The sequence below is a fragment of the Paenibacillus lycopersici genome (assembly GCF_010119935.1).
Taxonomy (GTDB): domain Bacteria; phylum Bacillota; class Bacilli; order Paenibacillales; family Paenibacillaceae; genus Paenibacillus_Z; species Paenibacillus_Z lycopersici.
Genome location: NZ_CP048209.1, coordinates 6131318 through 6144320, shown reverse-complemented (window position 1 = coordinate 6144320; position 13003 = coordinate 6131318). Strand labels below are relative to the sequence as shown.

9 protein-coding genes and 1 CRISPR repeat array are annotated in these 13003 nt (G+C 53.7%); all 9 genes read left to right on the top strand.

All coding sequences use genetic code 11. The features are described from left to right. Window positions 1-10 precede the first annotated feature (10 nt). The 9 genes from cas7c (at window position 11) to GXP70_RS26870 (ending at window position 13001) form a co-directional block, all read left to right on the top strand. A complete protein-coding gene (gene cas7c, locus GXP70_RS26915) occupies window positions 11-877 on the top strand; it encodes a type I-C CRISPR-associated protein Cas7/Csd2 (RefSeq protein ID WP_162359656.1) in 867 nt (288 codons plus the stop codon). Beyond that, window positions 867-1526 (top strand): CRISPR-associated protein Cas4, encoded by a 660-nt coding sequence (cas4, locus tag GXP70_RS26910; protein WP_162359655.1) that lies wholly within the window; start codon window positions 867-869, stop codon window positions 1524-1526. The genes cas7c and cas4 overlap by 11 nt, the downstream gene beginning before the upstream one ends. Next, entirely contained in the window at window positions 1523-2554 is a 1032-nt protein-coding gene (gene cas1c / locus GXP70_RS26905) for a type I-C CRISPR-associated endonuclease Cas1c (RefSeq protein ID WP_162359654.1), read from the top strand. The genes cas4 and cas1c overlap by 4 nt, the downstream gene beginning before the upstream one ends. Window positions 2555-2563: 9 nt before the next feature. Next, the gene (gene cas2, locus GXP70_RS26900) at window positions 2564-2854 is read left to right on the top strand and encodes a CRISPR-associated endonuclease Cas2 (protein WP_162360702.1); all 291 of its coding nucleotides are present in this window, start codon (window positions 2564-2566) and stop codon (window positions 2852-2854) included. Between the two features lie 178 nt (window positions 2855-3032). Next, a CRISPR array of direct repeats spans window positions 3033-5581; the repeat unit is 32 nt; unit sequence GTCGCATCCCGTGCGGATGCGTGGATTGAAAT. Between the two features lie 236 nt (window positions 5582-5817). Continuing rightward, a complete protein-coding gene (locus GXP70_RS26890) occupies window positions 5818-6690 on the top strand; it encodes a sugar phosphate isomerase/epimerase family protein (RefSeq protein WP_225442571.1) in 873 nt (290 codons plus the stop codon). Between the two features lie 365 nt (window positions 6691-7055). After that, window positions 7056-8678, top strand: a complete 1623-nt coding sequence (locus GXP70_RS26885; RefSeq protein WP_162359653.1) for a response regulator — start codon at window positions 7056-7058, stop codon at window positions 8676-8678. Between the two features lie 15 nt (window positions 8679-8693). Next, the gene (locus tag GXP70_RS26880; RefSeq protein ID WP_162359652.1) at window positions 8694-10598 is read left to right on the top strand and encodes a cache domain-containing sensor histidine kinase; all 1905 of its coding nucleotides are present in this window, start codon (window positions 8694-8696) and stop codon (window positions 10596-10598) included. Then, window positions 10579-11982, top strand: a complete 1404-nt coding sequence (locus tag GXP70_RS26875) for an ABC transporter substrate-binding protein (RefSeq protein WP_162359651.1) — start codon at window positions 10579-10581, stop codon at window positions 11980-11982. Before GXP70_RS26880 ends, GXP70_RS26875 begins: the two co-directional genes overlap by 20 nt. Before the next feature lie 68 nt (window positions 11983-12050). After that, window positions 12051-13001, top strand: a complete 951-nt coding sequence (locus GXP70_RS26870; RefSeq protein WP_162359650.1) for a carbohydrate ABC transporter permease — start codon at window positions 12051-12053, stop codon at window positions 12999-13001. Window positions 13002-13003 lie beyond the last annotated feature (2 nt).

The window sequence follows — 13003 nt, the reverse complement described above, 5'->3', positions numbered from 1 at the left end:
GGAGATCGACATGGCTACATTATCCAAGAAGATTGATTTTGCGGTAATACTTTCGGTAACTAAGGCTAACCCGAACGGAGACCCATTGAATGGCAACCGGCCTAGGCAGAACTATGACGGACATGGCGAGATCTCGGATGTGGCCCTGAAACGGAAGATTCGCAACCGGCTGCAAGACATGGGAGAATCAATCTTCGTTCAGTCGAATGATCGTAAATCGGATGCATTCAACAGCTTGAGAGAGCGAGCAGATGCGAATGCCGAGCTTGAGAAGCTATTGAAATCGAAGAACGTTTCAAGCGAAGAATTTGCTAACGTCGCCTGCCGAGAGTGGATGGACGTTCGCAGCTTTGGACAAGTGTTTGCTTTTAAGGCGGATAAGAGCACAGGCGGAGGAGTTTCGGTAGGTGTAAGGGGGCCGGTATCCATTCATACTGCGACAAGTATTGATCCAATCGATATCACGAGCATGCAGATCACGAAGAGCGTCAACTCCGAGGCGGGGGCGTCGAGAGGCTCGGATACGATGGGGATGAAGCATCGGGTGGATTCCGGGGTTTACATGTTCTATGGCAGCATCAATACGCAATTGGCGGAGAAAACAGGATTTACGAATGAAGACGCCGACAAGATCAAACAGGCTCTAATTACGTTGTTCGAAAATGATGCTTCATCTGCCAGACCGGAAGGAAGTCTTGAGGTTCACAAGGTATTTTGGTGGGAGCACCACTCGAAGATGGGACAATATTCTACCGCGAAAGTACATCGTTCGTTGTTGGTAGAGAAGCTTGTCGAGGAACCGAAGGCCTACACCGACTACCAGTTTACTGTGTTGCCTTTAGAGGGATTGAAGGTTGAGCAATTGGATGGCAGATAAGGATGACGAAGACTTTTTATTGTTGTCAGGGATTCAACATTATCAGTTCTGCAAGCGACAATGGGCATTGATTCATATCGAACAGCAATGGGCGGAGAACGTGAGGACGATCGAAGGTGAACATCTTCATCGGAAAGTCGATCAACCGTTTACAAGAGAGAAACGCGGTGATCGGCTTGTCGTTCGTGCGATGCCCGTAAAGTCAGAGCGTCTTCAATTAACGGGCGTATGCGATGTGGTCGAGTTTGTTCGGAACGAAAGCGGAGTTGAGGTTCATGGGGCTGATGGAAGGTACATACCTTACCCAGTGGAGTATAAGCGAGGAAAACCGAAGCGGAATGAAGAGGATATTTTGCAATTAGCTGCGCAAGCGATTTGCCTTGAAGAAATGACACTTTGCAATGTAGATTCCGGATTTATCTTCTATAACGAAATTAAGCATCGTATCGAAGTGGAACTTACTGAAGCGATCAAGCATAAAGTCAGACTCGTTGTGGCTCAGATGCAAGATTACTATAAACGAAGATATACGCCTCGAGTAACGCCCGGTTCTTTCTGTCAAAGCTGCTCTCTTCTTCATATTTGCATGCCAGAGATGATGACCAAGCGATCTGTGAAAAGTTATGTTGAAGGGAAAATCAAGGAATGAAAAAACTGCTTAATACGTTATTTATTACACAGTCTGACGTGTATTTATCGCTGGATGGTGATAATATCGTTCTGCTGAAAGACGAGGAGAAATTAGGCAGGCTGCCATTACACAATTTGGAATCGATTATTTCCTTCGGATACACGGGAGCCAGTCCGGCACTAATGGGATATTGCGCAGAGCGCAATATCTCCATTTCGTTCTATACGGCAAATGGCCGATTTCTTGCCAGAGTGATTGGTGAGAGCAGAGGTAATGTCGTACTTCGAAAGAGACAATACGCGTTATCGGAAGATGAGCTGCAATCGGCGTTAATAGCACGAAACTTTATTATCGGGAAAATTTATAATCATAAATGGATGATTGAAAGGATGACGCGTGATTACCCGATGCGGATTGACGTGTCGCATTTTAAGACCGTTTCACAGCAACTATCCGGCTTCATCAAGGAGGTGCGGGAGTGTGACAATCTACAACGGTTGCGAGGATTGGAAGGCCTGGCAGCTGTATGTTACAACAAGCTGTTGGATGCGATGATCCTGCAGCAAAAAGAAGATTTCTATTTTCATTCCCGCTCTCGGAGACCACCGCTCGATAACGTAAATGCCATGCTTTCCTTCGCTTATTCGCTGCTAGCCAATGATGTGGCGGCAGCACTTGAAGGTGTCGGTTTGGACGCCTATGTCGGATTTCTTCACCGTGATCGGCCAGGACGGGCCTCCTTGGCATTGGATATGATGGAAGAGCTGCGCGGTGTATATGCAGATCGGTTTGTGTTGTCGCTCATTAATAAACGGGTGGTTAATAAAGACGATTTTCTGACTAAAGAAAATGGTGCCGTCCTTATGAAGGACGAGGCAAGAAAAAAATTTTTGACTGCATGGCAAGCGAAGAAACAAGAGAAGATTAGCCACCCATATCTGTCGGAGAATATTTCATGGGGGCTGGTCATGCATGCACAGGCTTTATTATTGGCCAGATACTTGCGTAATGATTTGGATGAATATCCACCATTCCTGTGGAAGTAGGTGAATATCCTGCTAGTATTGGTTACTTATGATGTGAATACAACTAGCAATACCGGACAGCGAAGACTTCGCCAGGTATCTAAAATATGCCAGAATGTTGGTCAGCGCGTACAAAATTCGGTTTTCGAATGCGTAGTCGATGCAGCACAGTTAGCACAATTGAAGTTGAAATTACTTGAAGTTATTGACGTTCATCAGGATAGTCTACGGTTCTACCAGTTGGGCAACAATTACAAAAACAAAGTGGAGCATGTAGGAGCGAAAGCTTCGATTGATTTAGAAGGACCATTGATTCTATAGTGCGAAACGAGGTGCGAATGTGAAGCTCACATGGATTTACAGGGAGATTCGCACCAAGAAACTAGCAGGTTATCAGTTAAAAAGTGATATTCGAACTGAAAACTAATTATTTCTTTAATATAATGAAACTTTCAACCAAAATATTGTTTGAAACAATCGATTTTGGTTGAAAATCGCTGTCGCATCCCGTGCGGATGCGTGGATTGAAATCGAAATATACTTCCATTCCGGCTGTTGCTTTCGGAGTCGCATCCCGTGCGGATGCGTGGATTGAAATATTTAGCATGTCGTTGTTGAAGCGTTCGGTTTCGTCGCATCCCGTGCGGATGCGTGGATTGAAATAAGCACCAGATTCGCCTCACGGCTCCACGTACATGTCGCATCCCGTGCGGATGCGTGGATTGAAATCGTATTCAGCGAATGTTCATCCGACTGACTTCAAGTCGCATCCCGTGCGGATGCGTGGATTGAAATTTTACCGCACGCCGATTCCGTTGATAGCGCCGATGTCGCATCCCGTGCGGATGCGTGGATTGAAATATATACGCCATCGCCTACAGTCCATTCCGTCGAGTCGCATCCCGTGCGGATGCGTGGATTGAAATTCAACACTCCTGATCGGCTGCACTACTTCTATGCGTCGCATCCCGTGCGGATGCGTGGATTGAAATTGCTGTTGGCTGCGGCAGTGTAGGAACGCCTGCGTCGCATCCCGTGCGGATGCGTGGATTGAAATCGTTTTCCTTGAGCCGTTTCCGCGCTTCCGCGACGTCGCATCCCGTGCGGATGCGTGGATTGAAATGTAACGACATCTCCGCCACAATGATCGCATTTAATCGTCGCATCCCGTGCGGATGCGTGGATTGAAATCAGATACTCCAGCCAATCCATTTGCGTAAATTTGTGTCGCATCCCGTGCGGATGCGTGGATTGAAATCGTCGAGCCATACTGATTTGGGTTAACGAACGACGTCGCATCCCGTGCGGATGCGTGGATTGAAATATATGAAGGGAGATCGTCGCGGGAAGCCGCAATAAACGTCGCATCCCGTGCGGATGCGTGGATTGAAATCGTCGTAATCCATCAGGATTTCTTTTCGTTGCTTGTCGCATCCCGTGCGGATGCGTGGATTGAAATTTCGGTATCGCTGACATACACGACATAAGCGCCATCGTCGCATCCCGTGCGGATGCGTGGATTGAAATAAGAACTATTGTCGAAAACGCTCCAGGACAACGGGTCGCATCCCGTGCGGATGCGTGGATTGAAATTCCGTCACCTTGCCGGTGTCCATCAGCACACTCACCGTCGCATCCCGTGCGGATGCGTGGATTGAAATATCGTTGCCATTGCCAAACCTGTTTCTGGCGAAGTCGCATCCCGTGCGGATGCGTGGATTGAAATCCTGTGCCGATTTCGTAATAAATCTTTCTCCCAAGTCGCATCCCGTGCGGATGCGTGGATTGAAATCGTCCGATAGGTTACGCTTAATCTTCGCCTTTAGTCGCATCCCGTGCGGATGCGTGGATTGAAATTGTAACAAAGTCGCTGCCGTTGCTGGAATGCGTTCCGTCGCATCCCGTGCGGATGCGTGGATTGAAATGGCACATCGACCATTATCCATCAATCCCTTTCATGTCGCATCCCGTGCGGATGCGTGGATTGAAATAACATAGTTTGGAAGATTGACAGATGCCTTGCTCGTCGCATCCCGTGCGGATGCGTGGATTGAAATGCCTGCGTATCTGTTTCCGACGATCCCTGTCTGAGTCGCATCCCGTGCGGATGCGTGGATTGAAATTCGACGATCAGAGATACATTTGTGCCAGGCAACAGTCGCATCCCGTGCGGATGCGTGGATTGAAATGATCATTGTTGCAATTTCGCGCATTATCGTCATTGTCGCATCCCGTGCGGATGCGTGGATTGAAATCGCCCGAACCTTTTTTAAGCATAACGGAAATGTCGTCGCATCCCGTGCGGATGCGTGGATTGAAATTTCGAGTAACATCATGTCTGGTTGTTCAACTTCGCCGTCGCATCCCGTGCGGATGCGTGGATTGAAATACCATCGGAGAGTCCGTCGATCAACGTCCCGTTGAGTCGCATCCCGTGCGGATGCGTGGATTGAAATCCGATTCGAATGCCGAAGATCTGGCCGAGGATACCGTCGCATCCCGTGCGGATGCGTGGATTGAAATGACCGCAGCGACCGCATCGTCTTGTCCGTTTTTCGTCGCATCCCGTGCGGATGCGTGGATTGAAATTCCGATCCATTAGGGGGAATGGGTATGAGTTGGGTCGCATCCCGTGCGGATGCGTGGATTGAAATTTGTGTGTGATGAACTTCGACGGGCTCATTTTGATGTCGCATCCCGTGCGGATGCGTGGATTGAAATCTTACGAAGACAGTCAATAACGCGGCCGTCGACGTCGCATCCCGTGCGGATGCGTGGATTGAAATACCGCATTCGTATTAAAGTTCCATGCATCCAAAGTCGCATCCCGTGCGGATGCGTGGATTGAAATACATCGTTAAACGGTGAATATGGCAATGATACCGGTCGCATCCCGTGCGGATGCGTGGATTGAAATTACGGGACGCAGAACGCATGGGCATCAGCGCATCGTCGCATCCCGTGCGGATGCGTGGATTGAAATCAGCCGCCCCGGCCGCCAGTGAAGCTACCGGTCGTCGCATCCCGTGCGGATGCGTAGTATTGAAATTCCTAGCCATGGGAAATTCCGTCTTTCGTGAAATGCCGCATCCCGTAGCGGATACGTGAATTCAATGACTACCAACGGGCCAACTAAGATCGAGGGTCAGATTGCACCCCGCACTAGCCGCCTCAAGCGCTTCCAAAACCTGCAAGATTCCGCCAAAGACTATCTTTCCGGGCGAGCTGGTATATAATCGGTTTTGAAGCGATTACATGATCTCATCCGAGGAGGAATAAACGGTATGATTAATGTCAAACTGGGTATGCGGATCCCGCCCAAAATCGGGGCGGAAGGGATGGAATTCACGGCAAAGCTGGCCAAGCAGGCCGGTCTTGACGTCCTGGATTTGCCGCGTCTGACGCCGGAATGGAAGGCGGCTTGCGAAGCGGAAGGCTTAGGGTTCGGTACCATCGACGCGCATTACACGGGACAACTGCTGAGCCGGGACGATGCGCGCCGCGCGAACGCGGTGGAATCGGCGAAGAAGGAAATTTCGGATATCGCGGCGCTGGGCGGCCGCGTGCTGTTCATGTGCCTCGTGCCTGAAGATCATACGCTGCCGCGCAAGGAAGGCTTCGAGCTCTTCAAGGATTCGTTCCCGGAAGTCGTCAAGCATGCGGAACAACAAGGCGTCTACATCGCCATCGAAGGCTGGCCGGGACCCGCGCCGCACTATCCGACGCTCGGCTGCACGCCGGAGATGTGGAGAGCGATGTTCAACGCGATTCCTTCGCGGCATTTCGGCTTGAACTACGACCCGTCCCACATGGTTCGCCTGGGCATCGATTACATCCGCGCGCTCGGCGAATTCGGCGAACGGATCAACCACGTTCACGGCAAGGACACCGAAATTCTGCATGACGAGCTGTACGAGTGCGGCGTGCTGGAAGCGACCTTCGGCGCGAAATACGGCTTCTCCGAAGGCTCCTGGCGCTATACGATCCCGGGTCACGGCGAAGTGGACTGGGGCAAGGTTGCCGTCCGTCTCGAGCGGCTCGGCTACCAAGGCGCAGTCAGCATCGAGCTGGAAGATCACCGTTTCTGGGGCTCCCTGGAAGCGGAGAAGCAAGGCATCGAGACTGCCGCCCGTCACTTGGAGAAGTATTTCAAATAAACGCGATGCACGCCGGAACGCCTCGAGCAGGGTCATTCGTGACCTTGACCGGGGCGTTTTTGCGTTGGGCGGATATCGGAATCGGCCGGAGCGATGTGCGTCACCGCGTGCGGTGGCGTAATATTGAAGTATAGGTTAAGGGCTTAACATAAATTTAGATGCGCGGTAAAGGGGGCATGTGCTACATTAATGGGTAACTCTGTACATCACTTCGCTGATCTGGACAGAACGCTGTAGAGGGCTTCTGCATCACCGAATTTAACCTTGTTTCTTGCTTCGGCCAGCTCTGGGCCATCCTTCTTCTGGTCATTGAAGCAGCCTGTTTGGCAACTTTATGAAAACGAATTCAAAGAAAGGGTGAAACTATGTTTTCTTTATTGGTTGTGGAGGACGAGCAATGGATTCGGAGAGGGCTTTGCGAGACGATCGACTGGGCGAATGAAGGCATCCGGCTGTCGGGAGAAGCGGCGGACGGCGAAGAGGCCATGCGGTTCATGGAGAGCCATTCCCCGGATATCGTCATCACGGATATTGTCATGCCCGGCATGGATGGGATTACGTTTCTGAAGAGCCTGCGAGAGCAGAAGATGTCGTCGGAAGTGATTATCATGAGCGGCTACAGCGATTTCGAATACGCCCGGACCGCCTTGAAGAACGGCGCGTTCGATTACGTGCTGAAGCCGATTCACGAGCAGAACATGTTGAGCGTCATTCGCCGCTGCGTGCAGGAACTGAAACAGAAACGGCAGGCGGAGTCCGAAATGAACCGGCTCGCGCGGTCGGCGCGCGAGACGCTGTTCCTTGCCAGGCAGCGCTTGTTCGATATGCTGCTGACCGAAGCGCCGTATTCGCCGGGCTGGCTGACGGAGCAGATGAAAGCGCTCCAGGTCGAGCTGGAGCCGGGCCGGATCCGCACGTTCGTCGCGAAAATCGTCGATTGGGGGGACAAGGCGGAGAACGACCGGGATCGCGCCCTTATGCTGTACGCGCTGTGCAACATGCTCGAGGAGACCGGGAGCCGGTTCGGCCCGGCCGTCGCGTTCCCGATCCACAACGGGAAGACGTCGGGCGAAGCGGACGTGGCGATGCTGCATACCGATAACGGTTCGGCCGGCGGCGGGCAGCCCGGCGTCGCGGGCGAGCTTCCCGGTCTGATCGAGGAAGTCGGACGGATGCTCGGCTTGCGCATCAGCGTCGGCTATTCCAGGGAGGCGGACATCGGCCGGCTCTCGGTCATGCTCGAGGAAGCGCTGCACGCCGCCGCGCATTGGTTCTACGAAGGCGGAGGCAGCCTGCGCGGAGCCGAATCGCTCGCCTCCGCCATGCAGACGGATCTGCCGTACTGCGGTCCGGCCGGCTGGGACGGACGATTCGCCTCCGCGCTGAGGATGGCCGACGCCAAGCTGATCGAGCAGCTCGTCCGGGAGCTGGGCGAGCATATTCGCGCCAGCCGGGCAAGCCATTTGCCCTTGACGATCCGGCGGGGACTCAAGCTGCTCTTCCAGAACGTCAACCAGAAATGCGACGCGCTGCATCGCCGCTCGCAATGCGGGGAACCCGCCGCGTCCGAGCCGCTCAAGCTGCCGCCGGCCACGGCGGATGCGTTCGAGAACGTCCTGCTTGAAAACCTGTCCCGCGCGATGCCGGGCGACCGCCCGGTTCGTAACCGCAAGTGGATCGTCGAGCGCGCGCTCCAATATATCGAAGCCAACCGCGGCAAGATCGTGACGATGAACGACGTCGCCGCGCACCTGTACTTGAATCACTCGTACTTCAGCAAGATTTTCCGCGAAGAAATGGGCGAAACGTTCAGCAAATACGTCCTTCAATCCCGCATCGAGACAGCGAAACGTCTGCTCAAGGAGACGCCGCTCAAAATTTACGAAATCGCCGGCCAGCTCGGCTATACCGATATCCGTCATTTTACGAAAATGTTCAAGGAATCCGAAGGGATTACCCCGGCGCAGTTCCGGGACTACGGCTTGTGAGAAGGAGATGCGCACATGAAATGGCTGCCGAAGTTTAATTGGACCTCCGTTGGACACCGCTTGTTCTTGCTATGCTTCGTCGGCATTTCCGTCAGCATCGCATTCATGGGGTACTATTTCTACCACAAATCCACGCGCATTATCCAGGACAAGGTCGGCTACATCACGCAGCAGGCGATTCAGCAGTCCGGCGAGCGGCTCGACCTCATTATGGAGGAGTACAGCACGAGATCCTTCTATCTGCTCGGGAACAAGAAGCTCCAGAAGGGGATCAAAGACGATTTCGTGGACAATTACGACCGGGAAGAGACGAATAAGGACATCGGCGAGTTCATCGCCAACCAGCTCAATACGAAGAACGACCTGATTAATCTGTACATCTTCGGCGAGTATGCCAATTCGTACAAATACTCCACGGGGTATCAATCGATGCCGGCCACGACGTCGGCGATCCGCACGACGGACTGGTACCGGGACATCGTTGCCGGCGACGGCAAGGTCGTCTGGTTCGGCATGCGCAAGGGGCTCATTCGGCAGCCTTGGGCCGACGATCGCTGGGAGGAACCGGTCTTCTGCTTCGGCAGGGCGATCAAGGACATGAACAATCTGAACCGGGTTATCGGCGTCATGCTGATCGAGATCGATCCGGAGACGATTCTGTCGCAGATCAACCTGGGCAAAGTGGGAAGCTCCATGCTCGTGGACGCGGAGAACCGCATCATCGGCAGCCGCGCGCCGGACCAATTGCTGTCGGCGATTCCGTTCAAGATGCCGCAGTCGGCTTCATCCATCGACACGCAAATGATCGGCAGCGAACGGATGATGGTAACGCATGCGCAGCTCGCGAACGGCTGGAGCCTGGTCGGTCTCGTCCCGGAGAAGGCGCTCGTCCAGGAATCGCGCGTGCTCGGCTGGTTCACGTTCTACCTGGCGGTGGGCTTCATGGCCGTCGCGCTCGGCTACGCCTTGTTCGCGGCCTGGCAGCTGAACAAGCCGGTGCGGCGCCTGCTGAAGGGGATGCAGGAAGCGCGGAGCGGCAACTTCGAAATCCAGATCGACGCGAACCGCAAGGACGAGTTCGGCCTGCTGTCGCGCGGTTTCAATACGATGATCGCCCGCATCAAGGAGCTGATCGACGAGCTCTACGTGCAGCGGCTGCTCCAGCAGGAGCTGCAGCTTAAGATGTTCGCTTCGCAAATTAACGCGCATTTTCTGTACAATACCCTCGATTCCATTCATTGGATTGCGAAGTTATATAAGGTCAAGGAACTGGATACGATGATTCACTCGCTGTCGAGCTACTTCCGGATCAGCCTGAACGAAGGCCGGGAGTTCGTGAAGGTCAGCGAGGTGATCGCCCTGATCGAGCATTACTGCGACATTCAGCAGACGCGTTTCGGCAGCCGGGTGGCGCTCTCGCTAACCGCGGATCATGAGCTGCTGGATTGCGAGGTGCTGAAATTCGCGTTTCAGCCGATTGTGGAGAACGCCATTTTCCATGGCATCGAGAAGAAGAGGGGACGCGGGAAAGTAACGGTGGAATGGAAGCGGGTAGAGGACGGGCTGCTCTTCGTCGTGTCCGACGACGGCGTCGGCATGCGGCAGGACAAGCTTGCGGAAATCCGCGACGCGCTGCAGGACGGCGAAGCGCTCCGGGCCGGAAGCAATTTTGCCATCAAGAACATCAACACGCTGCTGCGGCTCACCTACGGTCCGGCATACGGACTCGAAATCGACAGCATCTGGGGAGAGGGAACGCGCGTAATGATGCGGCTTCCGATTGTAGATGTCGAACTAAGAGACAAAAACGCACACGGTAAAAACAAAAGAGACCTCCCTTACTTATCCAATGAACACGCTTACAATAAAAGAGACTCGAACATAAAAAGGGAGGATTCATATGAAATGGAAACTCAATAGCCTTTCGGTGGCGGCATTGGCGGCCATTGTAGTGCTCTCGGGCTGCGGCAGCAATTCCGGCAACGGCAACTCCGGCACTACCGGCAACGCAGACTCCGGCACGAACGCGCCAGCCAACGCTGCGGCGAACAACGGCAAAGATGATGCAGCGGCTTCCGGCGGCGATAAGGCAGCCGACTCCGGCAGCGGGGACAAGCAGGAGACGGTCAACTTCTGGGTCAACTGGGGCGGCGACTTCAAGAAAGACTATCAGAAGTACGTCATCGATGAGTTCGAGAAGAAATACCCGAATATCAAAGTAAAAATGACATACGTGGAAGGCACCGACAAACTTCTGACCTCCATCGCCGGGGGCAATCCGCCGGACATCGCGCAGCTGGACCGCTTCATGGTCGGCTCCTGGGCCGCCAAAGGGTCGCTTGAAGATATTTCCGATCTGGTCGAACGGGACAATATCAGCAAAGACGACTACTACCCTGCGGTATGGGCGGAAGCCAACTATGACAATAAGACGTATGCTCTGCCGTGGGGCACGGACGACCGGGCATTGTATTACAATAAAACGCTCATGAAGCAAGCTGGTCTCGATCCGGAGAAGCCGCCGACCTCGATGGAAGAGCTGGACGCGATGGCGGACAAGATCTTCAAGAAGGGCGGCAACGGCAAATACGACACCGTCGGCTTCGTGCCATGGATGAACCAAGGCTCGATCTATGCATATGCTTGGGCGATGGACGGCAAGTTCGAGGACAATGGCCAACTGACGCCAAACGATCCGCAGAACGTCAAGGCGCTGCAATGGATGGCCGACTACGCGAAGAAGTATAACATCGCCACGCTGTCGAGCTTCTCGAACGCGATGGGCCAAACGGGTCTCAATCCGTTCTGGACGGGCAAAGTCGGCTTCATCGTCGACGGCAACTGGATCCTGAACGATCTGGCGAAGACGAAACCGACGTTCGAATGGGGCGTAACGCCGATTCCGGGTCCGGAAGGCACGCAGCCGACGACATGGTCCGGCGGTCACTCGTACGTCATGCCGAAAGGCACGAAGCATAAAGAAGCGGCTTGGACGCTGCTGAAATTCATCGCGGGCCACGACGGTACGCTCCTGTGGGCGAAACGTCCGGATGCCGGCAACGATATCACGGCAATGCCAGGCGTTAATACCGAATTGAAGATGGATGAGAACCCGAACCTGAAAGTATTCCTCGATCTGATGCCGAATGCGCATTTCCGTCCGGTTTCGCCTGTCGGCCAGAAGCTGTGGGACGAAATGTTCCGCGTGCAGGACTTGGCGATCAACGGCAAAGGCGAGCCGCAAGCGCTGCTCGACGATGTTAAGAAGAACGTAGACAACGAGCTCGCCAAAATCACGAAATAAATCGGCAAAGGCGCCTCTGCGGGTAAGGCACGCCGGAGGCGCCTTTAGATCGGAGAGGAATGATTCAAATGGCCGCAAACGAGAATGTAGCGCCGACGCTGAAGGCCGTTCCCAATAGCAGGACGAAATCCTCGAGCTACAAACGCAAGATGGCGCTGTACGGCGTGTTGTTCGCCTCGCCGTGGATCATCGGCATTCTGACATTCAGCGCGTATCCGCTGATCATGTCGATCTATTACAGCTTTACGACCTACAGCATCCTGGATCATGGACAGTGGGTAGGCTTCGGTAACTACAAGGAACTGATGGGCGACACGACGTTCAAGATCGCGATCTACAATACGCTGTACTATACCTTAATCTCCGTGCCGCTCAACATTGCCGTCGGCGTCGGACTTGCGCTTCTGCTGAATACGAAAATCAAAGGTCAGGGCATCTACCGGACGCTGTTCTTCATTCCGAGTCTCGTGCCCGCCGTTGCGACGACGATCATTTGGCTGTGGCTGCTGAACCCGCAGTTCGGACTTGTCAACTATTGGCTGGAGCAGATCGGCATTCCAGGCCCGCCGTGGCTGGGTTCCGAGAGCTGGTCCAAGCCGTCGCTTATTCTGATGAGCCTATGGGGCGTCGGGCAAGCGATCGTCATATATTTGGCGGGCCTGCAGGATATCCCGCAAGATTACTACGAAGCCGCGGACATCGACGGGGCGAGCACGTTGCGCAAGCTGCGGCATATCACGCTGCCGCTCATGACGCCGGTTATTTTCTTCAATCTCATCATGGGCGTCATCGGCACGATGCAGAACTTCGTTCTGCCGTATACGCTGACGAATGGTACGGGCTCTCCGGCCGATTCCCTGATGTTCTACGTCATGTATCTGTACCAGAACGCGTTCCTGTATCTTAAGATGGGCTATGCATCCGCCATGGCTTGGATTCTGTTCCTTATGGTGGTCGCGCTGACGGCATTGATCTTCATCTCGCAGAAACGCTGGGTCCACTACCAAGGAAAGGAATGACG

Excerpts from the sequence above, each read along its gene's own strand:
- GXP70_RS26890 (WP_225442571.1), top strand. The coding sequence starts at position 5,818 with ATGATTAATGTCAAACTGGGTATGCGGATCCCGCCCAAAATCGGGGCG.
- cas4 (WP_162359655.1), top strand. The coding sequence starts at position 867 with ATGGCAGATAAGGATGACGAAGACTTTTTATTGTTGTCAGGGATTCAA.
- cas1c (WP_162359654.1), top strand. The coding sequence starts at position 1,523 with ATGAAAAAACTGCTTAATACGTTATTTATTACACAGTCTGACGTGTAT.
- GXP70_RS26870 (WP_162359650.1), top strand. The coding sequence starts at position 12,051 with ATGGCCGCAAACGAGAATGTAGCGCCGACGCTGAAGGCCGTTCCCAAT.
- GXP70_RS26875 (WP_162359651.1), top strand. The coding sequence starts at position 10,579 with ATGAAATGGAAACTCAATAGCCTTTCGGTGGCGGCATTGGCGGCCATT.
- GXP70_RS26885 (WP_162359653.1), top strand. The coding sequence starts at position 7,056 with ATGTTTTCTTTATTGGTTGTGGAGGACGAGCAATGGATTCGGAGAGGG.
- GXP70_RS26880 (WP_162359652.1), top strand. The coding sequence starts at position 8,694 with ATGAAATGGCTGCCGAAGTTTAATTGGACCTCCGTTGGACACCGCTTG.
- cas7c (WP_162359656.1), top strand. The coding sequence starts at position 11 with ATGGCTACATTATCCAAGAAGATTGATTTTGCGGTAATACTTTCGGTA.